The sequence below is a fragment of the Njordella calcicola genome, assembly GCF_056494125.1.
In genome coordinates this window covers 957,825-983,701 of record NZ_CM151396.1, presented here as the reverse complement: position 1 = coordinate 983,701, position 25,877 = coordinate 957,825, and the positions used below count along the sequence as shown (strand labels likewise).

The 25,877-nt window shown below is 52.0% G+C and carries 19 protein-coding genes; 8 read left to right on the top strand and 11 right to left on the bottom strand.

Going from position 1 to position 25,877, the window contains the following annotated elements:
- Positions 1-202 precede the first annotated feature (202 nt).
- Positions 203-865, bottom strand: a complete 663-nt coding sequence (locus SH302x_RS03760) for an NAD(P)H-dependent oxidoreductase (protein WP_479367412.1) — start codon at positions 863-865, stop codon at positions 203-205.
- A gap of 17 nt (positions 866-882) precedes the next feature.
- Positions 883-1,746, bottom strand: coding sequence for a leucine-rich repeat domain-containing protein (locus SH302x_RS03755; protein WP_479367411.1), 864 nt, complete (start codon positions 1,744-1,746; stop codon positions 883-885).
- 279 nt (positions 1,747-2,025) lie between these two features.
- Between SH302x_RS03755 and lpdA the strand changes: the two genes are divergently transcribed.
- From lpdA to mch, 3 genes are all read left to right on the top strand, one after another.
- Positions 2,026-3,423 carry a dihydrolipoyl dehydrogenase gene (gene lpdA, locus SH302x_RS03750; RefSeq protein ID WP_479367410.1) on the top strand — a complete coding sequence of 466 codons (1,398 nt, stop codon included), beginning with the start codon at positions 2,026-2,028 and terminating at the stop codon, positions 3,421-3,423.
- Positions 3,424-3,511: 88 nt separating this feature from the next.
- On the top strand, positions 3,512-4,009 hold the full coding sequence (gene ybeY, locus SH302x_RS03745) for an rRNA maturation RNase YbeY (RefSeq protein ID WP_479367409.1): 498 nt from the start codon (positions 3,512-3,514) through the stop codon (positions 4,007-4,009).
- A gap of 29 nt (positions 4,010-4,038) precedes the next feature.
- Positions 4,039-4,983: a methenyltetrahydromethanopterin cyclohydrolase gene (gene mch / locus SH302x_RS03740; protein WP_479367408.1), complete on the top strand. Its 945-nt coding sequence runs from the start codon at positions 4,039-4,041 to the stop codon at positions 4,981-4,983.
- 42 nt (positions 4,984-5,025) lie between these two features.
- Here the strand turns inward: mch and SH302x_RS03735 are convergent, their stop codons facing one another.
- The 3 genes from SH302x_RS03735 to asnB all read right to left on the bottom strand — a co-directional run bounded on the left by SH302x_RS03735 (position 5,026) and on the right by asnB (position 9,554).
- Positions 5,026-6,078 (bottom strand): GGDEF domain-containing protein, encoded by a 1,053-nt coding sequence (locus tag SH302x_RS03735; RefSeq protein ID WP_479367407.1) that lies wholly within the window; start codon positions 6,076-6,078, stop codon positions 5,026-5,028.
- A gap of 14 nt (positions 6,079-6,092) precedes the next feature.
- Positions 6,093-7,427 (bottom strand): glucose-1-phosphate adenylyltransferase, encoded by a 1,335-nt coding sequence (gene glgC, locus SH302x_RS03730; protein WP_479367406.1) that lies wholly within the window; start codon positions 7,425-7,427, stop codon positions 6,093-6,095.
- A gap of 210 nt (positions 7,428-7,637) precedes the next feature.
- Positions 7,638-9,554: an asparagine synthase (glutamine-hydrolyzing) gene (asnB, locus tag SH302x_RS03725; protein ID WP_479367405.1), complete on the bottom strand. Its 1,917-nt coding sequence runs from the start codon at positions 9,552-9,554 to the stop codon at positions 7,638-7,640.
- Positions 9,555-9,764: 210 nt separating this feature from the next.
- On the opposite strand from asnB, the gene SH302x_RS03720 reads away from it, so the two are divergent.
- The gene (locus SH302x_RS03720) at positions 9,765-10,901 is read left to right on the top strand and encodes a lactonase family protein (protein WP_479367404.1); all 1,137 of its coding nucleotides are present in this window, start codon (positions 9,765-9,767) and stop codon (positions 10,899-10,901) included.
- Positions 10,902-10,927: 26 nt separating this feature from the next.
- Here SH302x_RS03720 and SH302x_RS03715 read toward each other — a convergent pair whose 3' ends face one another.
- Positions 10,928-12,040 carry a glycosyltransferase family 4 protein gene (locus tag SH302x_RS03715; protein WP_479367403.1) on the bottom strand — a complete coding sequence of 371 codons (1,113 nt, stop codon included), beginning with the start codon at positions 12,038-12,040 and terminating at the stop codon, positions 10,928-10,930.
- A 284-nt stretch (positions 12,041-12,324) separates the two neighbouring features.
- Here SH302x_RS03715 and SH302x_RS03710 point away from each other — a divergent pair, with 284 nt between their 5' ends.
- Positions 12,325-13,635 carry a Gfo/Idh/MocA family protein gene (locus SH302x_RS03710; RefSeq protein WP_479367402.1) on the top strand — a complete coding sequence of 437 codons (1,311 nt, stop codon included), beginning with the start codon at positions 12,325-12,327 and terminating at the stop codon, positions 13,633-13,635.
- Positions 13,636-13,682: 47 nt separating this feature from the next.
- On the opposite strand, the gene SH302x_RS03705 is transcribed toward SH302x_RS03710, so the two are convergent.
- From SH302x_RS03705 to SH302x_RS03695, 3 genes are all read right to left on the bottom strand, one after another.
- The gene (locus SH302x_RS03705; protein WP_479367401.1) at positions 13,683-15,281 is read right to left on the bottom strand and encodes a Ppx/GppA phosphatase family protein; all 1,599 of its coding nucleotides are present in this window, start codon (positions 15,279-15,281) and stop codon (positions 13,683-13,685) included.
- Positions 15,282-15,362: 81 nt separating this feature from the next.
- The gene (locus SH302x_RS03700) at positions 15,363-17,270 is read right to left on the bottom strand and encodes a c-type cytochrome domain-containing protein (protein ID WP_479367400.1); all 1,908 of its coding nucleotides are present in this window, start codon (positions 17,268-17,270) and stop codon (positions 15,363-15,365) included.
- A gap of 125 nt (positions 17,271-17,395) precedes the next feature.
- The gene (locus SH302x_RS03695; protein WP_479367399.1) at positions 17,396-18,985 is read right to left on the bottom strand and encodes a serine/threonine protein kinase; all 1,590 of its coding nucleotides are present in this window, start codon (positions 18,983-18,985) and stop codon (positions 17,396-17,398) included.
- 236 nt (positions 18,986-19,221) lie between these two features.
- On the opposite strand from SH302x_RS03695, the gene thiO reads away from it, so the two are divergent.
- Both thiO and SH302x_RS03685 read left to right on the top strand, forming a co-directional pair.
- Positions 19,222-20,439 carry a glycine oxidase ThiO gene (gene thiO, locus SH302x_RS03690; protein ID WP_479367398.1) on the top strand — a complete coding sequence of 406 codons (1,218 nt, stop codon included), beginning with the start codon at positions 19,222-19,224 and terminating at the stop codon, positions 20,437-20,439.
- Positions 20,436-21,626: an NAD(P)/FAD-dependent oxidoreductase gene (locus tag SH302x_RS03685; protein ID WP_479367397.1), complete on the top strand. Its 1,191-nt coding sequence runs from the start codon at positions 20,436-20,438 to the stop codon at positions 21,624-21,626. The genes thiO and SH302x_RS03685 overlap by 4 nt, the downstream gene beginning before the upstream one ends.
- Before the next feature lie 21 nt (positions 21,627-21,647).
- Here SH302x_RS03685 and SH302x_RS03680 read toward each other — a convergent pair whose 3' ends face one another.
- Positions 21,648-22,946, bottom strand: a complete 1,299-nt coding sequence (locus SH302x_RS03680) for an NAD(P)/FAD-dependent oxidoreductase (RefSeq protein WP_479367396.1) — start codon at positions 22,944-22,946, stop codon at positions 21,648-21,650.
- A gap of 134 nt (positions 22,947-23,080) precedes the next feature.
- On the opposite strand from SH302x_RS03680, the gene ilvD reads away from it, so the two are divergent.
- The gene (gene ilvD, locus SH302x_RS03675) at positions 23,081-24,760 is read left to right on the top strand and encodes a dihydroxy-acid dehydratase (RefSeq protein WP_479367395.1); all 1,680 of its coding nucleotides are present in this window, start codon (positions 23,081-23,083) and stop codon (positions 24,758-24,760) included.
- A 35-nt stretch (positions 24,761-24,795) separates the two neighbouring features.
- Here ilvD and hflC read toward each other — a convergent pair whose 3' ends face one another.
- On the bottom strand, positions 24,796-25,842 hold the full coding sequence (gene hflC, locus SH302x_RS03670) for a protease modulator HflC (protein ID WP_479367394.1): 1,047 nt from the start codon (positions 25,840-25,842) through the stop codon (positions 24,796-24,798).
- Positions 25,843-25,877 lie beyond the last annotated feature (35 nt).

Genomic DNA, 25,877 nt, shown 5'->3' with positions numbered 1-25,877 from the left:
GTCAATAGCGATAAGACAGGCAGGCTGGATAAAGGTTCTGAAAAAGACGCTTTTGTCAAAGCCTTACAATCGGTGGAAGATTTTTCAATTCGCCGTCGTATTGGCGAACCTATTCCGAGTCGGGTTCGAAAGCTGAGCTGAACGCAGCATATCTAAATGGGCCAAGCCCCATACTGTTCCCCTTCGGTAGGCGCATCGGTCGCTACAAGCCAGCTCCGTACTCCAGAAACACTTCGCGAGGTTCAAACCTGACCTTCTTCAATGAGCTGGTGTAATCGGAGGCGTCTCGGTAGCCCAATGCGCAAGCGACGACCGTCGAGTAATCAGCGGACTCCAGCCCCAGCAGCTTGTCATATTCCTGCGGGTTAATCCCCTCCATAGGGCACGCGTCAATTCCAAGCATGGCAGCGGAGGCCATCAATTGGCCAAGCGCAATATAGACTTGCCTAGTCATCCAAGCCGCCCTCTGATCAGCGGTCAAACGGTCAAGGAACTGCAAGATGACGCTACGATAAGCGCTTAACTTTTCCACCGGCAAGTCTCGCAATTGCGCCGTGCGATGCATCAAGCGGTCGACAAAATCTGCATCGATTTGCTTCCGGACCAAGAGAACTACCAGATGAGAACAATCCTTGGGTTGCGATTGCCCCCAAGAATGCTCGACGAATTGGTTTTTGAGCACCGGGTCGGTTACTAAGGCGAACTGCCAGGGCTGCAGACCAAAGCTGCTAGGAGCCAGCAACAGGGAGTCCTTCAGGATCAACCAATCTTCAGTAGGAATCTTACGCTCAGGATCAAACTTCTTGACGGCATAACGCCAGTTCAATTGTTGTAATAAGTGGCTACGTCGAATCTCTTGATCCATAGACAACTGACATCTTTCTACTGCTGGCTTGGTGGAACAGCCTCGTGACCATCAAAAATCCGCACGCCAGCTTCCTTCAGTTCACTGAGCTGCTGGCTCCTGGTGGCTTCAGGCAACGGATTATCTTCAATATATAGGCGAAGGTAAGGCGCAAACCGTCGGCGATCCTCTAAATCCGCGCGACACATTTCGATCAAGGTTGAAAGATCCGTCAGTGAATTGTGGCTAAGGTTCAGCATTCGCACCTGCTGCAGTGGCATCAAAAAATGCAAATCTGCAATATTGCCATGTTGCAAGTCCAACGTGCTGAGCCAAGGGAGATTTCCGATCGCTGCATAATCGCGAATTGGATTAGAGCCCGCGTACAAAGAAGTGAGCTTTGCCAAACCAGCGATAGGCTCCAAACTTTCGATCTGATTGTGATCGATGTAGAGCGCTCTCATGTTCGACATTTCAGCCAAGGCACCGATGTCGGCTAGTTTGTTGTTGCTGATCTTCAAGTACTGGACGTTTTTTGCGGACCGCAGCGGTTCAATCGAAGCTACTTGATTATCGGCCAAATTGATCGATTGCAGCCGATTTAGATTGGCCAGGGGGCTCAAGTCGCTGATTTTATTATTGGGAAGATCAATCCGCATTAATGCTTCGCAGTGCTGCAAGCCCTCCAAGGATTCGATACTCGCGTTGCCAGCGACCACTTGCGATATCCGCTTCACATCCTCAGCAGTCAAGGGTTCGCTGTTATGTCGCTTTTCGAAAACTTCGCGGCGAACGGCAGCCTCTAGATTTTTGTCAGGAAAAACCGATTCGGCTGTGGCGCTGTACATGGTCCATAGCGACGCGAGACTCAGACAACAGAAACCGAGTAATTTGCTAATCATCTTTGCGGGTAGGGTTGGCGGGAGGATAGGCAGGGCGGGGAACCGAATCAGCCGACATACTGCGGCGGCATGAGCCCAAAAGGCCGTTAATCCGATATCAATCCTTGCATAATAGTTGTGGACGCTGCGTTTTGCTACCCTCAGGATAGCTGCTCGACGCTCGGACCGTCCAAGCTACGCATAAAATCCGGTCCATACCTTTGGATTATGCCCTAGGCCCGTTATGCTGAACGCTAAATGTCAGAACTAGAATTGTCCTTGCAATTTTGATTTAAAGCAATGAATACGAACGAATTTGATTTGGTGGTATTGGGTGGTGGCCCCGCTGGCTATGTGGCAGCCATCCGAGGTGCGCAACTTGGGATGAAGGTCGCCTGCATCGATGACAACCCAGTCTTTGGTGGTACCTGTCTTCGCGTCGGTTGTATCCCTAGCAAAGCGCTGCTGGAATCCAGCCATCTGTACCATGACATCGCACACGGTATGGATGAACATGGAATCCATACCCCCACGGTCCAACTGGACCTCCGGAAGATGATGGAACGTAAGGACAAAATCGTCAAAACGCTGACCGAGGGCATCGGCATGCTGTTTAAGAAGAACAAAGTCCAAGGCTTCCATGGCCGTGGCAAGTTGCGAGACATCGACACGGTGGTGGTCGAACAATCCGACGGCCAAAGCATCTTGCTGCGAGGCAAACACACTCTGATCGCCACTGGCTCTCGCCCATCCAGCATGCGTGGGATCGAAGAAGATGGCGTCCATATTGGAAATAGCACCATGGCCTTGTCCTTTGACAAAGTCCCTGAGCGACTCGTCGTCATCGGCGGCGGTTACATCGGCCTGGAACTCAGCAGCGTGTGGAGTCGCCTGGGCTCAAGAGTCACTATCCTGGAAGCGATGGATCGTATGCTTCCCACCATGGACCAAGAAATTGCGAAAATCGCTCAGCGCATCTTTGCTCGGCAGGGCTTACAAGTGCAGTTCGGCTCATGGGTTGAAAGTGCCAAAGTGGTTGACGATCACTGCGTTGTGAAGTGCAAGGATCAAGACCCAATCGAATGCGACAAAGTCCTGCTCTCCGCAGGCAGATCTCCCAACAGCGACAACATAGGACTGGAAAGCGTTGGCTTAGAAACTGATAAGCGTGGTTTTATTGCAGTCGATCACAACTTTCAAACCGGTGTCAAAAATCTGTTTGCCATCGGCGATGTGATCGGCGGAGCCATGTTAGCTCATAAAGCAATGGAAGAAGGCGTCGTCTGCGTCGAACGAATTGCAGGTATCAACTCGCACATCAACTATGACTGCATACCGGCAATCATCTACACTCATCCAGAAATCGCCACCGTTGGCAAGACCGAAGAACAGTTGATCGACGCCAAGATAGAATACCGCAAAGGCGTTTCGCCCTACGGGGCCAACGGCCGCGCTCGCACTCTGGGCGATGTCGAAGGTCGCGTGAAGATTTTGGCCGACGCAAAAACTGATCGCGTATTAGGTGTCCACATCATTGGAGCCAGGGCAGGGGACTTGATTGCCGAAGCGGCAACCGCGATTGAATTCGGAGCCAGCAGTGAAGACATCGCTCGGACCTGCCACGCTCATCCTACGCTTGCTGAAACTGTGCACGAAGCCGCTTTGGCTGTCGACGGTCGAGCAATACATTCAGCCTAAGACCAGCCACACGCCATAACGAACCAGAGCCAGCGGCACTCTATACGGCACCTGGCTTGATCCCCTTTACTATTCGACTCGATCGTTCATGCCAGTCAAAATACATTTTGTCGACCAACAAACGCAACGGCCTGTTTCACCAGCCGAATTCGATCGCATCCAACGCGTGCTGGTGCAACTGACTGCCGACCACGGTTTCGACGAAGGCGAAATCTCGATTGCTGTGCTCGATGATACCACCATCCAAGATTATAACCGCAAGTATTTGGAACACGATTACCCGACCGATGTAATTTCCTTCTTGCTGTCCGAAGAAGATGAAATGTTGGATGGGCAACTGTTGATTAGCCGCGAAACGGCCGACCAGGTTGCGAAAGAATTGCCCTGGGATGGGGACACAGAACTTTTGCTTTATGCTATTCATGGTACTTTGCATCTTCTGGGTTACGACGACGACAACGAAACCGACATCCAATTCATGCGTGCCCAAGAGCGAGCTTATTTGTTATCGCAAGGGATCACCGAAGCAGCGAACCACCCTCACTTCGATGAACGCGCGAAATTTGACCCAGCAGATGAAGCTTAGACTTTATCGAAAGTAAAAGTACAACCAGCATGAACCACTCGCCCACCGTGTCTCTGAACAGCCAAGTTGCCAGACTACTCGACTCGGCCGAAAACCACCTTGCCGAATTAAGAGTCAACAAGCATGTCCTGAAGTCCGGCGCGACGCTATACGATTTCGGAATTCAAGCTTTGGGATCGATCCAAGCGGGCATCTTGTTGAGTACCGTTTGCATGGGAGATCTCGGTAAAGTACAAGTGCTTGCACCCAACTACAGCCTTTCCAACGCTCCCATTTTGCAAGTAACTACCGACCACGCATGGCTCGCCTGCATGGGCGCTCAGTACGCAGGCTGGCCGATTAAGTCCGATTCATTCTTCGCCATGGGCTCAGGACCGATGCGGTTGAAAAGAGGACGCGAGGCCGTATTGCAGGAACTCCAAGTGACCGACACCAGCAACGTAATCGTCGGAGTTCTGGAAACGGAAAAGTTGCCAGATGATTCAGTGGTCAGCCAAATTGCCGACCAGTGTGGAGTACAACCGCAACAAGTTATTCTTTGTGTGGCCCCCACAACATCGATCGCTGGCTGTATGCAAATTGTGGCCAGGAGTATCGAGACGGCTTTACACAAAATCCACACCCTGGGCGGTGATATCAAGTCTGTCGAATCAGCGATTGGATGGGCACCGATCCCACCGACCGCGTGCGACTTCTTGTCCGCTCTAGGCAGAACCAACGACGCTATCCTGTACACCGGACATGTGACGTTATGGGCACAAGATGCAAGTCAACTGATACCCATACTCGATCGGATTCCAAGCAGTGCCTCAGGTGACTATGGCAAGCCATTTGCCGAGATCTTCGCGGCGTATGGCCATGACTTTTACAAGGTCGATGCCAATCTTTTTGCACCGGCTATGGTCACAATCAACGACATGAAGACAGGCCAGTCGCACACTGCTGGCAGACTGTCGACGGGTTGGTCGTTTTAGAACTTGCTACTTGCTATTAAAAACTCCGCCAATATCGCCTGATTATCGTTGCAATTCTTTAGCCACGATTTCATCAAAGCGAGCTTGCAGTTTTCGCTTGGCACCTTCGATAGCTGAAACCTCTGGCTCAGGCAAGTCACGTGACTTGACTTCCTCGCTTTTGGCAAAGCGAGCCTTCTCGGGATCGCCTGGTTTGCCATACGGTTCACAGATATTACCGTTGTGCAAAAACACGCGATTCCGTCCGGCCATTTTTGCAGCATAAAGGGCTTCATCGGCGCGTCGAAAGACATCTCCAACGCGTTCTTCGGAACGAATCTCCGCCACGCCACACGATACCGTCACACGCACGTCCTGCTGCTCGATCACCACAGGTGCTTGAGCAATCGAAATTCGCAAACGCTCGACATGCGCCGCGGCTGTCTTCAAATTGCAAACCAACAGGATCGCGAATTCTTCTCCACCGTAACGCCCCACTTTGAATTCCGTACCAGCAAAGCTTCGCAGGCGATTGGCTACTTCGACCAACACCGCGTCACCGGCGGGATGCCCTAAGTTGTCGTTGACACTCTTGAAGAAATCGATATCCAACAGAGCCAACGCGAAAACGACTTTCTTGTCCTTCCAAGCTTTAAAGATCTCATCGATACCTTGATCGAATGCTCGTCGATTGGCCAGACCCGTCAGTGCGTCCGTCCTAGCTTCGGTAAGGTACTCCGACAATTCGCGTGTTTGCTCTTCCAAACGAACTTCAGCCGAATCCAGCCGAGCCTGCAGACTGCGATTAGCATCCAAAATTTCGCCAATCAGCGATTTGACATCGTCGGACGTCGCTCCGTTTGCTTTTGCTTCAGCGTGCTGCGACAACGTCGTCAATTTGGCTTGGTACTTCGAGAAATCGCCCGCAAACTCACTGGTAAACGAAGCGAAGTTACGAATAAAGTCCAACACTTGCCGCTGTTCACGCGACTCATGTTCCACCGTGGCTAAACCAACAGCGCGGCGTCCTAAGTACCAGCCAATGGCCAAGCCGACTATCAGCAGCCCAGTTCCAATGAAAACGCCCGTAAAGAAGACCGCTGGATCGACGTTCACACATTCATCCCTGTTTAGGTCGCTGGAAAGTCTGCATGCTGCGCGGACTTCATGTCGATTGTTGTTGAATTCAAGTGCATATGCAATTGATGTTGGTCATTGTGAACATTGCTCAAGCTTCCAAATCGACTGGCCTTGGGGACCACGACAATGCCCGACTCCGTTACGGTGAAGCCTCGCGCACGGTCTGCGTCGTGGTCGAAACCGATCGAGACGCCGGGTGGAATCTTCACGCCCTTGTCTATAATGGCTCGACGAATCTGAGCGTGTCTGCCCACATTCACTCCATCACACAAAATGCTTTCTCGAACCGAAGCGTAACTGTTGATCCGAGTGCCTGGTCCCAAGATACTTTGTTCGACGATTCCCCCACTGACAATACAACCACAGCAGACCATCGAATCGATAGCGACCCCTTTGCGATCACTGTCCTGCGCAGAACCAAAAACAAACTTTGGTGGTGGCAGATTGGGTTGAAAAGTTCGAATCGGCCAGTCTTGGTCATACAAGTTCAACAAGGGATCAACCGACACCAAATCCATGTTTGCTTCGTAGTAGGCATCCAAGGTGCCTACATCGCGCCAATAAGCGTCTTGCTTGCCATTCTCATCGCGGAAGGGATAGGCAAATACGCGGTGGCTATGGATTACCGAAGGGATGATGTTCTTTCCGAAATCACGATCAGTGTCGGGCTTGGCAGCATCAGCGCACAATTGTTCCATCAGGAATTTGGCGTCGAAAATATAGATCCCCATGGATGCCAAACAGGCATTTTCGTCGCCGGGGATTGTCTTTGGGTGCGTTGGCTTCTCTGCAAAGCCCCGAATGCGACTGTCGGAGTCGATTTCCATGACACCGAATTGCGTCGCGGACTCGGGATCTACCTTCAAAGCACCAATCGTTAGCTGGGCCTTGCTTTGAATGTGGAAGTCCAACATGGAACGATAATTCATCTTGTAGATGTGATCACCGGCCAGCACGATAATGTGCTTTGGGGCCTCTTTCTCTATCGAATAGATATTCTGATAGACTGCATCTGCAGTCCCGCGATACCAACTCTCATCAATCCGCTGCTGCGGCGGCAAGATATCCAAGAACTCGGAAAGTTCACGACAAAAATACTGCCGCCAGCCTGCGTTGATATGACGATCAAGACTTACCGCCTTGTACTGCGTCAGAAGAAGGATCTTACGCAATCCGCTGTTCAGACAATTCGATAATACAAAATCAATGATTCGGTAACAGCCGCCAAATGGCACCGCTGGTTTAGCACGGTCTAATGTCAAAGGCTCTAAGCGAGTTCCTTTTCCACCAGCCAAAATTACGGCTAACGTATCCTTCATAGTCATCAAGCCTTTCCATCATGTCCATGCCTGCAGATTGCTATCGGGCGACGCTGATCTGACTGTCCTAATTCCATTCGGACTTAGAAGCAGTTCTTATGTGGCGATTCATGGCAGCTTGCATGCTTAAACGATGCTTCCGATGTCAAATGCATTCTGAGAAAGCAGTAACGCATGGATCGACTCTTACAGTTGTAACAATTTTTTCTTAGACGACTAACCCTTCCACCTGCGTATCCACAATTCCAGTACAAAAAGATTCCACAATCGGTAGCCCTCATTGGAGGCTCCCGAGAGGTGCCTTTGGACCAAACGCTGTATCGCCTCAGGCCGTAAGAATTGATTCAAGCGACAATCAGCTCCGCAAAGAGTCGCTTGCAGCTTCTCACGCAGTTCGCCACGGAACCATTTCGCGATGGGAACGCCAAACCCCATTTTCTTGCGAGTCCAAATTTCTTTGGGCAATAGGTCCGAGAATGCCTCGTGCAATAGGACTTTCCCGCGTCCCCCGCGCATCTTCCAATCACCGGGGATGCCAATTGCCAATTCCATTAAACGATAATCCAAAAAAGGCTGCCTAGCTTCCAAAGAATGAGCCATCGAAGCAATGTCCACTTTGGTCATCAAATCGCAAGGGAGATAGGTTTGCAGATCCGCCAGCGACGCTTGGCTCACCAACCCTCGATTGCCTATTCGATTCCAGCTTTGCGACAGAAAACCGAATGGATCCTGTGGCGGCAAACATGACAGGAATCCCTCCTGATACAACTCCGACCTCATGCTCTCACCAAAGATTTGCAGCCAGTTGAGGTAACGTAGCGGCGCGGGTTGATCGATCGCTTCACAGAACCGACGCAACCTGCGGACAAACGAACGTTGCTTGCCGCGATCAGGAAACCGTTGCAAGATACCAGTTGCAAGCAACGCTTTTGCCGGAATAAAACGTCGGTAGCGTTGCGACAATAGCAACGCCTGATAACGCTCGTAACCGGCGAACAATTCGTCTCCACCATCGCCACTGAGGGCTACTGTGACTTTCTCGCGTGTCTTTTGACATAAGTACCATGTCGGTATCGCCGATGAGTCGCTAAAGGGTTCATCGTAGTGGTACACAAGCTGGTCCAAGATACCAACAGCATCCGGAGTAACCTCAAAACGCTGATGGTTTGTCCCAACGTGATCCGCGACCATTTGAGCGTAGCGAGTCTCATCAAAGTCCGCTTCTGGAAATCCAATCGCAAAGGTGTGCAATGGCTCCTGCAACTCCCGCTGAGCGACAGCGACAACCAACGAGGAATCGACGCCTCCAGAAAGAAACGCCCCAATAGGTACATCGCTGCGAAGCCGAACTTTCACGCTATCGATGAATGTTTCGCGAATCGCCTCAATCGTCTGCTGGCGATTCAAGGAACTATCAACGGCCCAGTCCACATTCCAAAACGATTGTTCTTGAAACTCTCCTTGCTTGATCACCGCAAAACTACCTGGCCGCAGCTTGCGAACCCCGCGATAGATCGTCATCGGATGTGGCACGTACTGGTAGGTTAAATAATGGTCGATAGCCGTTGGATCAAGTTCCAAATCAATGCCCGGCACATCCACCAAGCTCTTCAACTCGCTGGCGAAACTGAAACGTTCTTTCTGCTGAGCATAAAACAGCGGTTTTTTTCCAACGCGATCACGCGCAAGCACCAGTTGATTCTTCCTGGAGTCCCAGATCGCAATCGAAAACATGCCATTCAAATGCGAAAAACACTCCGTGCCTAGATCTTCGTACAAATGCACGATCGTTTCGGTGTCCGAGTGGGTAGAAAACTGATGCCCAGCTCCTTCTAACCGATTTCGCAGAGCACGGTAGTTGTAGATTTCGCCGTTGAAAACGATCCAAATCGTCCCATCTTCATTGCTCAGCGGTTGATGCCCACCAGCCAAATCGATGATCGACAATCGTCGAAAACCAAGCCCAACCCCAAGCGGATGGGGGTTCAACGAACTAGCCGACGGCAATTCTTGGCGGTAAATCCCACGGTCATCCGGCCCGCGATGCACCAAAGCATCTGTCATTCGATCCAACAAAGCCGGACTGATAGCGTACTGGTTCGATGCCCAAATTCCTCCGGCGATTCCGCACATATTGCTTTACTAACTCATCCCTTCCCATCCCACAAAGCCCACTGGATTCCCTACAATAGGGAACTGCCCAAACTGGGTGTGCTGCAAGGCACCTTCTTCATTTTAGTATTTTATTCAGGTTCATGTATGCCGCAGTTTAGCCCAACGCCACAAAGATCACTAAGTCCACTCGCCTTATTTTGCTTGATCATTCTTGGAGGTGCTCCCCTAATGTCATCGGCCCCAGCACAGCAAACAACCTCGGCCCAACCAACATCCAACACACAACAATCATCGGAGACGACCGTCTTCCCGTTTCTGATCGGCGGTTATGGCAAAGGCTTATACCTCTCGGAACTCGATGTCACAAAGCCTGCTCTTGCGGATCCCAAACTGCTGATCGAGTTAGATCGTCCTTCATTTTTCTGCAAACACCCTTCGTTGCCAGTTTGGTACTGCGTCAGTGAAGCGGCCAGAAATGACGGCGCTAAAGCCGCACCGGTTCTGATTGCTCTACGTGCCAACCAGCCATTATCCAGCCTGGAAGAAATCAATCGACAAGACACTCAAGGCCAAGGCCCCTGTTATGTCGGAACCGACTCACAAGGCACTTTCGCATTCGTTGCTAACTATGGCGACGGATCGATTTGCATGTTCCCCATCAACTACGATGGTTCCTTGGCTCCATGCTCTCATGCCATCCAACATGAGGGCAGCAGTGTCAACGCCTCACGTCAAAAGGAACCGCATGCCCACTGCGCCGTCGTCGATCCATCTGACAAGTACGCGTTGTTCGCCGATTTGGGAATCGACCAAGTCGTCGTATACGAAATTGACCGAGTCAATAAGAAGCTCATCGCCAATCCAGAACGCAATTTGAGGCTGCCAGGCGGTTCAGGCCCCCGCCACCTTGCATTCCATCCCACGCAAAACGTTTATTATGTCATCAATGAACTTCTATCCACGATCACTGTCGTGCGCTGGGATGAAAACTCTGGCAGTTCAAAGATCGAGCAAATCGCTCCTACGCTCCCATCAGATTTTGAAGATGGAAATTCGACCGCTGAAATCCTAGTTCACCCCAATGGCAAATTTGTTTTTGGATCAAACCGTGGACACGATTCGATCGCAACCTTCGCGGTGAATCCAGAAGATGGCCACCTGCGCTTAATCGGTCATTGCAAAACGGGTGGTCGTACGCCCCGCAACTTTCGGATTGATCCCACCGGCAAGTTTATCCTTGCCGAAAACCAGCAAAGCGATTCGATCTACATCTTGAAACTAGACACAACCTCCGGCGACCTTACCAACACGGGCAAGCACATCACCGTTCCAGCCCCAGCTTGCATTAAATTCATTCCTGATTGATGCAGCGAACTTTGACCGACCAAACGCTACGCAGCGAATCGGTGGGGTTGACCACGCTGCTTGATTTTAAGACCTAAGAGATCTGCATACAGAAGTTCAAATCGGTCGATCATGCGGCTTAAATGAAATCGGGTGGTAGCTGAGCGATAAGCCTCACGAACGTACGATCGACGTTTCGCTACCTGGGACAAGGACTGCTCCAACAATTCCACCAAGTCCAAAGGGTTGTCCGTTCCAAGTATCCAACCCAATGGACGAGAAGTCTCACTACAACGCATCACTTCTCGCAATCCGCCTACTTCTGTCGCTACGATCGGAGTCGATACCATCTGGGCTGCGATGGTGACAAGCGAGAGCCCTTCCGATCTGGTTGGATGCACAAATACGTCGGACGCTGCGATCCAAGAGGTTGGATCATCCTGAAAACCAATCAAGCGAACATGACGCTCCAAACCGTGCTGACGTATCTGATGCTCCAGTTCTCCGCGCATCGGCCCCTCACCACAAACGACCATACAGAACTCCGGTATCCGAAGTCTTAAATGACGAGCCGCCTCAATCAAGGTGTCAAAGCCCTTGCAGGAAATCAAACTACCAACCGCAGAATAAAGCGGTACGCCGGGATCGATCCCAAGCTTCTTGCAGACATTGGACCGCTCTTGCAATCGATCATAGACCGGTGGATTGATACCTCCGTAAATCACCTCCAAACGCTTGGGGGCAATCTCGGACTCCAGACATAACTCTTTTACAGCGCGAGATACGCAGACCATTTTGTCCAGAAACCAGTTGTACTTTACGCTAGAGCGAATCGGAAACACCGTATGCTTCATCCCGACCCGCTTAATGTTGGTTCGTGCGATCGCCGACAACGCCCCCCATAGAACCGCATGCGAATCATTGGCGTGCAGAACCTGTATCTTCTGTTGTTGCAGCTCTCGTCTTAGCCCGTACAGAGCAACTGGCGACGGCTTGCGTCCGACCAAGTTGAGCTGATTGTAATGATGCTGCTGAATTCGTTCACTCAATTTGCTTTGCGGCGGAGCAACCCACAGAATCTCATGTCCGCGCTCGATCAATCCCTGACCTAAAGACCAGAGGTATTGCTCTCCACCTCCCCAATCTTTCTGGGAGGACATCAGAGCGATTCTCATGGGGGCGAACGACATCCGCGGGCGTCCTTTTCAAGTGACCAGCTTCCAATCCGAGTTCATTTCGATGAACCCCAACGACCGGAATGAAAGTACGGCAGATCGCATGGCGATGTCCAGCCCAGAATGAACATCCTTTCCCCATTTTAACGCTTCGCAAACCTGAAATGCCAGCAAACACGCAGTCGTTCCAGGCCGACCGCCCGCGATTTTTCCTGTTATACTGTTAGCCCCACCCAGCATTTCTGCCGCCAACAAGGAGCACATCCATTATGACAAGTCCCGCCCCTAATCGACGTACCTTCCAAACCACCGCCCTGGCCGGCGCTTCACTGCTTTCACTTGCTACACACAAAGCTCGAGCCAATGCTAGCGAACGAGTTCGACTGGGATTTATTGGGACCGCTAACCGCGGCGGTCAACTGATTGATGCATTCAAGGAACTCGCGGACGCGGATATCGTCGCCTTCTGCGATATCGACACTCGCTCACTTTCAAAAGCCGCCGCCAAGGTGGACGGCAAAGTAGAACTGTGCAGTGACTTCCGTACGCTGCTAGACCGCAAGGATATCGATGCTTTAGTCATCGCCACTCCCGACCACTGGCATGCAATCCAATCCACTCACGCATGCGCCGCTGGCAAAGATGTCTACGTGGAAAAACCGCTTTCGATGACGATCCGGGAAGGCCGAGCGATGGTCGATGCGGCTCGCAAGTATGACCGTGTCGTTCAAGTCGGCACCCACCGTCGCAGCAGTCCTCTGTACTTGGAAATGGCCCCGCGCATCCGCGAAGGCTTGATTGGCAAAGTGAGTGTCGCTCGCGCTTACCGCGTCAGCAACATGGCTCCAATCGGCATTGGCAGATTGCAGCCCACCGAACCTCCCGCTGAACTCGATTGGAACACCTGGCTCGGACCGCGTGCTGAGCGACCTTACCAAGACAACATTGCTCCTTATAAGTTTCGCTGGTGGCAAGACTACTCCTCACAGATGGGCAATTGGGGCGTTCACTACCTGGACGCAATCCGCTGGGCCATGGGTGAAGAGGCACCCAAAAGCGTTTGCGCCATGGGCGGAAGGTTTGCCGTGGATGATGACCGAACCATTCCTGACACTCTCGAAGTGACCTTTCAATTTGCATCCGGAGCATTGGCTATTTTCGGCCAGTACGAAGCCAGTGGCATCCCCATGCTCCCACGTGGGGACGTTGAACTGCGAGGCACCACCGGCGTTGCGTACATTGGCGAACAAGACTACGAAATCATCGCAGAAAAGCCTGGGCAATTCCAAACCGCTCGGCCGATGAGCAAACCCGAAACCGGACGTAAGGGTGGCAACAACCACGAATTGACCGTGTTCCACGCCAGAAACTTTCTGGATTGCGTGAAATCCCGCAAGCGACCTAACGCGGATGTTGAAGTCGGCCATCGCTCCACGTCCTTTACGCTCATTGCCAACATCTCACTAGCCTTAGGTCGCCGACTGGAATGGGACGCAGCCAACGAGCAGTTCGTCAATGACGAAGAGGCCAATCGTCTGCTGCATTATGAGTATCGCAAGCCCTGGGAGTTGGCGGTCTAGTGCACTGTTTGCGCAGAACCAAACGCTGTATTACTGCCCGCTGAATCTTACTGCCCGCTGGTATTTCGGCGGATGGCACGCAGCATGATGCTCATACCAAAAACCTCTTCAAATAGGTTACCGGTTTGACGCACCATCAACTGTTCCAGCGACAGATCCTCGACGTCGGTCGTGGTCAAAATCCACCGATCACTTTCACGTCGACAGCGAAAGTTCACAATGCGTTGCGACCGCGTTTCATCCAGCGCAATAGCAATCCGCAAGATAGCAGCCAGCTTGGAAACCGCAACGCGCTCCGATCGCTCCAAAGTTGCATAGCCTTCGTGGTCCGACTGCGGACTGGACCGACGATGGTAACGTGCAACCAAAGCCACTAACAACACGTCTTTTCGTGAAAGTCCAAACAGTTCACTATTGCGAATCAGATACATCGCATGCTTGTGATTGGAACGCACATTGATAAACTGCCCGATGCTATACAGCAAAGCGGACAGATAGAGTACCAGTTCCATCCGTTGATCCAGTTGGTGCTCTTCTTGCAGTTCCGCAAAAATCTTGCGAGCCAACATTGCGACGTGCTTGGCATGCTTTTCATCGAACCCAAATTTGCGTCCCAAATTGATCGCTGAACGAATGATTTGATTCCGGAACTCAGCCGTCCACTTTTCAAGATTGGCGAAATCCGATAACAGTCCATCGCGTAAGTTCGTCGGTGCCGCGTGCACTTGGGTGCATCCAAATCGTTCTGCTAGTCGAACATAGCACAGCAGGGCAGGGCCTACCGTTTCCGCGTCGGGAAAGCTGATGTCATACTGTTGAACGGCCTCTTCGCCGGTCTTATCCAACACTTCATTGGCCAATCGGGACAAAGCGGCCACTGACAATGTTGCCATAGCGTGGACATCTTCTTCCCTCTTTAGATTCTTCAGCGCAAACCGGATATCGCCGCCCATCGCGACAATCTCAACTTTCGAGTCACCGTGCACTTGATCATGCATCAGTTCCACAAAGCGGCGAATCTGCGTTTCCATAATCGATCGATACTTGGCGCCCGGCGTCTTCAATCGATCCAACTGTTCGATCATCCGCAACGATCCAAGTCGATAGGAATTAGAAAACAATACGTTTCCATGCCGGACAACCAGGATCTCCGTGCTACCACTTCCGATTTCCACAACGACATTTTTGGTATTGGCCAGCGAGGGATCGGTTTGCAGAAGCGGTTGGATGCCCATGTAGGTTATGCGGTTCACTTCGGCCTCATCCAGGGTTTCAACCACTAACCCCGTCGCAATATAAATTCGATCGATGAAAGCCAACCGATTGATCGCTTCGCGAACCGCCGAAGTTGCGACGACGCGCATGTACTCAGGACGATTGATGCCATACTGCTGCATGGCGCGCCGATAGCTTCGCAGCACGCGCACACATTCCTCAATCGAGCTGCGTCGGATCCGCTGGGTGGTAAATGTGTCTTTTCCAATCGCAACCGCTTGATTTAGGCTCTCCAACAAACGCACACGACCGCCAGCGGAAATCTCAGCGATCGCCATGCGAATGCTGGTGGCACCGATGTCGATGACTGCCACTGGCGTTGCGGTTGGTTCTTCGCGAGTTGGACTACGAGGGACTGAGACAGCGGACATGAAGGTCTCTATCGACAGGAGCGATGCTTGGTGATGCTTATGGAGCCACTAAGTTTGGCTTGTTGAACCGAATTGGTCAACCTACTTTGGCGGCAAGCCCAAAAAGCCCGCAATGGCAATATCTAGTGGGCCGTAAGTGGCCGAGAAGGCGTCAGTGAAACTGCGGGAGTTCTGCATCGACTTGAGGAAGGCATCATAACGTTTGCGATTCGCACCTTGATTCAAAGCTCGTACAGTCAAAAGACCAATCGCGGCTGCGTCCTCTTCATTGATGCTGTTTTGGAGCAACGGCTGAACGGTCTTCATCGTGGGAATGGTACGTTGTGCGTTCTGCTCCAGCTTGCTCACCAAAGCGTCATTGCGGGCGGCTCGTGCGGCATGAGCATACGCCCCCATCCCGTCCGCAAACCATCGCGGCATGCCCTCAAAAGAGCTGGCCCATAATGATGCGAGGTTGATTTTCAAGTCTCGCTGGATCGCCGAATCGTCTGAACTTCCAATGGTCAGTGCGACATAGGCATTGACACCTTCGTTACGCCAATGCGCAGTCCAGTTAGCAGGTAAGGAACGGTTTTCAGCCATCTTTCCAAACTCACTGTAGTCGTATCGTTTTTCAAAAACAAAGATCGTCGCTCCACTGGGGAAAAGGACCTTGTTCTTGACGCCCAGTGCTCCTGCCAAATTGTCGTGCAACGCGGCAGCGATTGATTGGATTCTTTCAGCCGTTTGAGTGCTGGTATCAGACAGCACCACAAAATGATCGCCACTAGAGGAAAACGCCTCCCTCGCCCCGTAAACTCGTTTCCAATTTGCTAGTGCGGTCTCCAATCGCTTGGCTCGCAGTTCGTCCGGCGTTGCACTGGCGACCCAACCCAGTTCTGCGACACGAGCCATCGCCATGTCAGCACTTGGACCGTCAAAGCTTGCTCCTTCTGCGATCCAAGTTTCGAACTTAGAAATTACCTCCTCAGATAGAGCGGGCCGATTCACAGGCATGCGCTGCCCAGCGGTACCTCTCAGCTTCTGGACAATAAGGCTCTCCTGGGGCTTACCTCGCTGAAACACCACTCCGCTAGCACCACCGTTTCGCATCTGAGCGAAGGTGTTCATATTAAAGTTCCCGCGGACCATCTGTGCTTCAACATGACAACCTCTGCAGTTCTCCGCGAGCACAGGAGCAATATCGCGGGCGAAACTGACCGTTAATTTCTCCGGCGCTTTAAAATCATCTGCCATCATTTCTCGTTCGGGAGCGGCTGCAGCGTTTAAATTGCTGATGTTTGCCGTCAAACTGGTGCCATCAAAGGCCGCTCCGTCGTCCAACCATTTGCGAAGCGCCGCTAACTCTTGCGGGGTCATCTTTTGATTCCCTTGAGGAGGCATACTTCCATCTTCAATGACCTCCATGATTCGCGAAGCCGACGCATTTCCTGGCGTAATCAACGGCACGCCGCGAGCCCCCCTTTGGATCGCTTCAAAAGTTGCCATCGAAAGCTGGCCTGAAGTACGACGAATATGGCAGTTCCCACAGCGTTGCACCAAAATCGGCGCGATATCCTTGGTGAAACTAACGCCAGCGGTCGACGTTGCCGGTGTCAGCGGCTGGTCATCGGTCTTTTCCTTTTCCGCGAGAGACTGTTTTACGAAATCAGCCCAGGTAGGAAAATCCTGTACCTGACCGCCACTACCTTTGACCATTGAGGCCGCCTGCAACAGGCGTTCGTAATGGGGCTTCAAGCCATTTCGTTGAGAGGTCGATTTCGTGGCCAGCAACAGTTGCTTCATGACCGCCTGGGCACCGGCCAACTCCTTGCCGGCATCATCAAAAGCCTTTTTTTGAAATGCTTCCCCGGCTTTCGCCAAACTTTGCTGATATGCCGCAAACTGCTGCTGCAATGCGGTATTGGCTTGAGCGAGACAAACTGCGCTGCTTGCGGCCGACGTCAAAAGAATCATTGCAAACTTGACAGCCCAGTTTGGTTGCATCATCAATTTAACCATGATTTCCCGACTTGCCCGGCGTTGATAAGCGTCACTTTTCCCAAAGGTAGAACGATCTTGTGGTCAAATTTGGACCGAAGATTCTGCTCAATTATACTCCAAAACTTTTGGAGCTAACCGACCCACTTGGCAATAAAGAAACCAAGCACCACCGCGGCGATCAACATTCCGACCGCCGCGAGCGTGACCAGTAAAGTAGGGAAGGGCCGCTGGTTGGCAGCCGCCCCAGCTCCAATGGGCTTGGTCAAGGGATTAGAGTGGCCCGGCGAGATGGAGGCAGATTTTTGCTGTACCGCTTGTGTGCGTTTGGCATTGGCCTGAGCAATTTGGCTGATTCGTTCAACAGACTTCTGCTGCTCTTTGGCGATGTCCTTAGACGAGCCGCCCTTCCGACGGTGACCGAGCGGAGCATTGGTGTCTTTCTCCAAGTCAATCTGGCTGCTGATGAACGAGCCGCTAGATTCCGCTATCTTTCGCAGCACGCCGGAGTCGCTGGCCGATAATGTCGTCAGGGGATTAATGCCACTGCTGCTGGAGGCCAGATTACGGCCACTGGAAAGCGAGGTGCCCGAGATGCTGTTTGAACTGTCACCCATCTTCGTGAGGACGGCTGTCCCACCACCTGCACTAGCCCCCAAACTTGCCTTCGCCGGCATCACGTTTTGGCGATAGTTGGTCAGCCATTTTTGCAAGACTTCGACTACTTGATTGCAATCGGCATAGCGGTACCGAGCATCCTTCTGCATCATCTTGACACAGATTCCGTCCAGTTCACCCGGACAATCGGGACGGAACTTTCGAATATCGTCGGGCATTACTTTCTGGTGCTTTGCAATCCGCTGCGCGATACTTCCTTCGGGGAAGGGGGGGCGTCCCGTTAACATGTAATACATGCTGCAGCCCAGCGAATAAATGTCGGCGCGATAGTCAATATTGTGACTATTGATGGCTTGCTCTGGTGCCAAATAATCCGCGGTGCCCAACACTTTATCGTTATGCTCCATGGTTAGCGAAGATTGCTCTTCATCAGCAAACAGAGCCAAGCCCAAATCCAGGACTTTAACCTTCCCCTCGCGATTGACCAACAAGTTCGCTGGCTTCACGTCGCGATGGATCAGCCCCATTTCATGAGCATGCTGCAGCCCAGCGGCCGCTTGCATCGTGTAATCTGCCGCCAGATCATAACTCAATGGGCCATTTTTTTTGACAACGTTCTGAATATCGGCCCCCTCCACATACTCCATTACGATGTAGTGCGTGTCATTTTCATTATCGATATCGTAGGCTCGAACAATGTTGGGGTGGTTCAACGAAGCGATCGCTTTCGCCTCTTGCTGAAATCGTAGCAGATATGAATTATTTCCCAGCTTGCTTTTTGGGAGAACCTTGACGGCTCGCTTGTGATGCATCCCCATGTGCTCCGCGAGATAGACCGTACTCATACCGCCCGAGCCAAGATGCCCTAGCAACTTATGTTTGCCTAAGAAGAAGCCTCGGTATTTGCCTTGAAGCATCTTTTCGCAATGCCATCGTGTCAGCAAGTTCGCTTTCTCGAACGCCTTGGCCACTTCCACGGGATCAGCGGGCAATTCCCCTTGGTTGACCGCCTTCAGCTCATTAACGCATTTGTTGATCGCATCTTCAGCCGCCAACTGACTTTTATGTGCGAGTTCAACAAATTGTGCGCTGGTAACTTTGGCCATGGTTCTACACTATACCAAATTGCTACCGCGTCAAAAGAAACGCGGCAACCAATTCCGTAGCCTCCAAAAAGGGGATCCTTCACTTGCGGTTTTTTGCGATTCGCGGAATAAACCTCTTCGCAACCGACTTGAACATGCTATCGTCGTCTGTCAAGTTTCATTAGTCTATCCTGCTTGTTCCGAAATTCTAGCATACACGTAAATTCCACGTATTGCACCGCGCCATTCCGCCAACCATGTCCTATTCCGTTGAAACTCCGTGCGAAGTCACCGTGGTGGGTGGCGGTGTGATTGGCCTTGCGGTCGCTTGGCAGCTTGCTTGCAGTGGTCGACAAGTCCGCGTGATCGATCAAGGACTTTTTGGCGGTGGGTCAAGCTGGGCTGGTGCTGGAATATTGCCTGCCGCCGCAGCAAACCATGTAGCAGCTTCTGAGCCAATCGACCAACTCAGGTCCATATCGCACCAACTTTACCCGCAATGGACGCAGAGAATCCAACGTGAGACCGGTATTGATCCTGAGTTTCGGCGATGCGGCGGGGTCTATTTGGCCCGATCGCTTGGCGAAGCCGCCACATTGCTGGCGCAACAGCAGCACTGGGACGAATTGGGCATTGAGCATATGCGGTGGGAACTTGGACATTTGAGCTCGCTCCACCCTGATTTGTCTGGGATGGTTGAAAAACTGCGTGCCAACAACGCACAGATGAACGTATGGTTCACTCTAGACGAATGCACCGTTCGCAATCCACGACTTGTCCAAGGACTCGTGGCCGCTTGCCGCCAACGTGGTGTTCAACTGGTGGAGCATTGCAACATCACTCGTGTGACTCAGGATTCAAACAAACAAGTCAATATCCAAACGCTCGATGGTGCTTGGCAGTCGCAATTTGTCTGCATCACGAACGGGGCGTGGGCTCAAACACTGCTCGCGCATCTGAACATCCAAACTGGCATCTTGCCAGTCCGTGGCCAGATGTTGCTGTACAAGTTCGCTAAGCCACCGTTTACTTGTATCATCAATGACGGCCATCGCTATTTTGTACCGCGTCTCGACGGTCACGTACTGGCTGGCTCTTGCGAAGAAGAAGTGGGCTTTGATGCGACCACCACTCCGGAAAAAGTAGCGGAACTAAAGGAGTGGGTTGCTGCCACCATGCCGATTTGCAATGAACGCAGTTTTGTTAACGCTTGGGCAGGCTTGCGTCCTGGCTCCTTTGATGGCTTGCCTTACATTGGACAACTTCCCGATCAAGATCGAATTGTCATTGCCTCAGGGCACTTTCGCAGCGGGCTACATTTAGCCCCAGCCACCGCACAGATTGTGGAAGCGATTATCAATAAAACCAATCCACCTTTGGACATAGCTCCGTTCCATGTAAGTCGCGGTGCTATCCTCCGCGGTACAGCTATGCGTTCTTCAACATACACCGTTACGGAACAACAATCGATATGAACTGGGATGCAGAAGTCGAATCGCCCGCCACCATCGCGATTATAGGGGCCGGGCCAATCGGTATCGAAGCGGCGTTATACGCTCGTTTTTTGGGCTATGATGTACTGCTCTTTGATAACGGCCGTCCGGCGCGCCGCATGAAACGTTGGCACCAGCGCACTCTAAAGGCCAGCGTGGATCAGCTAACGACCCCGCTGGGTTGGGCTGCTTTGGCCGCTCAAGATGAATCCATCGTTAAACCCGATGGCAACGCTGTCTGGACTGGAGCTGAGTTTGAATCTCGCTATTTAACGCCCCTGGCCAAGACGGACCTATTGCACGACCACGTACAATTCAATACTCCCGTTACAACCGTCGGGCGGCTTAATTTCCACTTCGACGAACTAACTGACATCCAGGAACGATGCAACGATGAATTTTATGTTGCGGTGGACTCGAGAAATCGCGGACGCTACACCTCGCGTGCCGACGTCATCATTGACTGCCGAGGCTATGCGGGCTGCAAGAAAGGGCTTGGACCAGGAGGCACTCAGGCTATTGGACAATCGGTCTGCGAAGCAAATTTGCTAAACGAATTCCCACTCGATGACCGATTTGAACAACGTCGTTTTTTGGAGAAGAAAACTTTGCTCGTTGACTTCCACGAGGACAGCCAGCGATTCTTCCAGGAGTATTACCAACTGAATTGGGATAGCCCGACAACACTCATTTGGCTAGTACGCCCCCATCAACAATCCGCCGCCAACTCGTTTCTCAAAGACATCTCCCAAGCGGCCAGCAAGCCAAAAGTAGCTGCCAACGTGCTAGTGGGTTATGGCGTTACCGAAATCAAAGCGCTGGGCGAACAACTCCATTCAACGCTGCTGCTGGCCGATGATTCAACCGTTGAAATTGTCTTTGATCACGTATTCAACTCGAACGCCAAGTTGTTTGATGATTCGATTTTACGCCAAAGCCTCTATGTGAATCTGTCAGATCAATCCGACCGCTGGCCTCTGCCAGCATCTCCGCAAGAGCAGTTATCGTTTACGACATCCGAACCGCATTACTACGTCATGCCGTCGGTCAGTCCCAATGACTACGCTACGCAGTTAAGCGGCGCTCATGAAAAGATTCGACAATTGTTTGCACTACTGGGCGGCCGCGAAGACCTAAATCTTTACGCAGTGATCTCCAGCCAAGCATAAGCCAACGCCAGGGCCTTCGAGTCACTCCGGAGCTTCCCCCGTGATCAATCGTGCCGAGCGATCGCGACTAAAAAAGTTCCAGCCCCACTGCATCGCGACAAGCAGACGATTGCGGAACTGCGTGATCATGAGTATGTGAATGAAGATCCATAGGAACCATGCAAACAGGCCGCTGAACTTGAATCCTTTTACTAGTGCGATGGCATGATACCGCCCGATAACGGCCATCGATCCACGGTCCTTATATTCAAATTTCGTTGCGGAGGTTCGCCCTCGGATCAGATCTTCGATTCGCCGAGCGGCGAATTGGCCTTGCTGCATCGCAACGGGAGCAAGTCCGGGCAATGGTCGGCCTTCCTCGGTTGGGAAATGACTCATGTCCCCTATCACCATCACATGCGGATGATTGGGCAGCGTCAAATCAGGCTGCACACTCACCCGCCCCGCACGATCCACACTCGCGCCTGACGCCTCCCCCAGCTTTCTAGCAAGCGGTGTGGCGGAGACTCCAGCAGCCCAAATCACCGTCTTGGTCAACACTTCGCGAACAGTTCCATCCTTGGCGGTAATCAGCACTCGGTCCGCGCAAACATCTGTGACTTTCGAATTATTGACAAAAGTGACCTTTAAGTCGGTCAGGTTTTGCCTCACCTTCTTCGTTAATTCCTCAGGGTACATGTCCAGCGGATTCTCGGAAGCTTCGACCAATAGGATTTTTGTATCAGTTGGGTTCATGCATCGAAAATCGTAGCGCAGCGTATGATTGGCAATTTCCGACAACGCCCCAGCGAGCTCCACGCCAGTCGGACCACCGCCCACGATCACAAACGTCATCCATTGGTCGCGTTTCACCGGGTCATTTTCTTTCTCGGCTTCTTCGAACGCAAACAGGATGTGTTTACGTATTTCTGTGGCATCTTCGATTGTTTTTAGTCCTGGGGCATAAGGCTGCCATTCATCTCGGCCGAAGTAACTGTGGGTCGCACCGGTCGCTACAATCAGATAATCAAAGGGAATTACTTGCCCTTCAGTCAGTTTCAGTGTGTTGGCCCTTAGGTCCACATCGCAGACTTCCCCCATGAGGACTTGTGTGTTCTTTTGTTTCCGAAGGATTCCCCGCAACGGAGAAGCGATATTGGCAGGCGATAGTTCACCGGTCGCTACCTGGTACAGAAGTGGCTGGAAGAGATGGTAGTTTCTTTTATCCAGCAGTTTGACATCGACGTTTGCGTGACGCAGTTTTTTCGCTGCGGCCAAGCCGCCAAACCCGCCGCCGATGATGACGACCTGTTTTTTTTTCGTTTGACTATCTTTTGCCATGAACTTTCCTCGTGGGTCCTTCTCTAGTTGGGATGCCTATTGAGCTTGCTCAAGCAACAGTTATCCTACTTATCTTATCCGATCGGCGAATTACCGAACAAACCACGTTTCTACCATCAGACCAGTTTCCTACCATGTCGAAAGCTCTCAATCGTTATTCTAGTCGTATCACTCAGCCCAAAAGTCAAGGCGCTTCTCAAGCGATGCTGTACAGCACCGGTCTGAGCAGCGAGGACATGAATAAGGCACAAGTGGGAATCGGCTCGGTCTGGTACGAAGGCAATCCATGCAACATGCACTTGCTGGATCTAGCCAATCATGTCAAAGCGGCTGTTACGGAAGTCGGCTTGGTCGGCATGCGGTTCAACACAGTGGGCGTCAGCGATGGTATCTCGATGGGTACCGACGGCATGAGCTTTTCGTTACAGTCGCGAGATCTGATCGCTGACTCCATTGAAACCATCATGGGAGCACAGTGGTATGATGCCTTGATCGCGCTTCCGGGTTGCGACAAAAACATGCCTGGTTGCTTGATGGCCATGGGACGGTTAAACCGCCCCGCATTGATGGTCTATGGTGGTACCATTCGCCCCGGTCGCTGGAACGGACAATCGTTGGATATTGTGTCGGCGTTTCAATGCTATGGACAATTCCTATCTGGCGAGATCGACGAGGCCACGCGCGCGGAAATCGTTCGGCGGTCCTGTCCGGGAGCTGGCGCTTGCGGTGGGATGTATACGGCCAACACTATGGCTTCCGCTATTGAAGCCATGGGGATGGCACTGCCTTATTCGGCTTCGATTCCCGCCGAGGACCCTGCCAAGGTCGATGAATGCAAACGCGCTGCCAAAGCGATTTTGAACTTACTGGAACTGGATTTAAAGCCCCGTGACATCATGACTCGCGCGGCTTTTGAAAATGCAATTGTAGTGATCATCGCTTTAGGCGGTTCCACTAACGCCGTCCTCCATTTGTTGGCGATGGCTCGTTCGGTCGGCGTAACGTTGACTATCGATGATTTCCAGAAGGTCAGCGACCGCGTTCCTTATCTCGCAGACCTCAAGCCTTCTGGGAAGTTCGTTCAAGAGGATCTCCACAGCGTGGGCGGCACGCCTGGAGTCATGAAGTATTTGTTGGCCGAAGGATTCCTGGATGGTAGTTGCATGACCGTGACAGGAAAAACCTTAGCCGAAAATCTTGAAGATCTACCTGGCTTGAAAGAAGGCCAAAAGATCGTGCAACCGGTTAATAACCCCATTAAACCTACCGGACACATTCAAATCCTGCGAGGGAATCTCGCTCCGGAAGGTGCCGTAGCCAAGATCACGGGCAAAGAAGGCCTTCGCTTCTCCGGACCAGCCCGCTGCTATGACAGTGAAGAAGACATGCTGGCGGCTTTAGAACAGAAACAAATCCAAAAGGGTGATGTCATCATCATTCGATACGAAGGGCCTAAAGGCGGCCCCGGAATGCCAGAGATGCTCACGCCCACATCAGCCATCATGGGAGCAGGCTTGGGAGCACACGTCGCGTTATTGACCGATGGTCGATTCTCCGGCGGTTCTCATGGTTTCATCGTGGGACATGTGACTCCCGAAGCGCAAGTCGGCGGACCACTGGCGTTAGTTCGAGATGGCGATATCGTGACCCTGGACGCTTCCAAGAACGAACTCTCCGTTGCCGTCAGCGACGAAGAAATGAAGTCCCGTCTGGCACAATGGCAAGCCCCCCCCTTAAAGGTTTCTCGCGGCACACTCTATAAGTACATCAAGAACGTCAAGAGCGCTTCGGAAGGCTGCGTCACCGACGAGTAAGACTCGTAGAGCGTTGCAATGTCGCTGCCCTAGCGTCACGGTGCCGATTGAGTTTCCATTTCTTTGAACAAACCAAAGAATGGACTGTCGGTGGAAAGAATGATTTGGGTATCGGCTGTAAACGATTTCTCGTAGGCTTCCAATGTACGTACGAAAACATAAAAGTCGCCGGTACTCTCGATCGCTTCTGCAAAGCGTTTGATAACCTCGGCGTCGGTCTTCCCTCGGATTTCGCTGGAGCGTTGCTGGCCTTCGCCCTCGATTCTCGCAACCTCTGACTTCGTTTGGTTAATGATTGCGGCTTTCAGCCGTTCGCCTTCGTTGATGTTCTTAGCCGAGATCGCTTGGCGTTCGGCGACCCATCGATCGAATGTTTTCTTGCGAACGCTGTCCACGAATCCGATTTCTGAAATACCGACGTCGATCAGTTCAAGCCCTCGCCCAACGGCCTCGGTATCGCCTCCGGTAGATGCCAAACGACGTGAAGCTTCAATCTTGATGCGATTTAAAATCTCCGCTCGACCAAAGCGCACGCCTTTGGGTCTACTATCGGCCACCGTTTCGATCAAATCTGCGGCGATACCTTCTGGCAGTTCCTCGACGGGCGTCGCCACTTCCGATTCGCCCGTCTCGATCGCTCGATTGGTACTGCGCACGATCTCTTCCAAATCATACTGAGTTACGATATCGCGAATCGAACTGCGCACGATCTGAGCCACACGTTGTTCTGCATTGTCCATCGTTCGCAAACGCTGCACGAAGATCTTGGGATCGTTGATTTTCCAAACGGCCCACGGGATCAGTTCCACTTTTTTGTCGTCCTTGGTAGGCAGATCCGGCAAGAAATCGTTGCGATCGTCGCCCCAAAACTGCAAGTACTTTGGAATGCGTTGCACCGAATCCATAAAAGGCATTTTGAAATACATGCCTGGACTGGTATATGACTCCTTTGGATTCCCAAAACGTAGCACGACAGCCATTTCGCGTTCATCGACAATGAACACAAAGAACGGCGCAATAATTAACCCGATCGCCAACGCAGCTAGGGAATAAACGACATATTTCATAAAGGGGTGATCCATGATGACTTGGAATCCATGACGACTTGGAAGGAGGT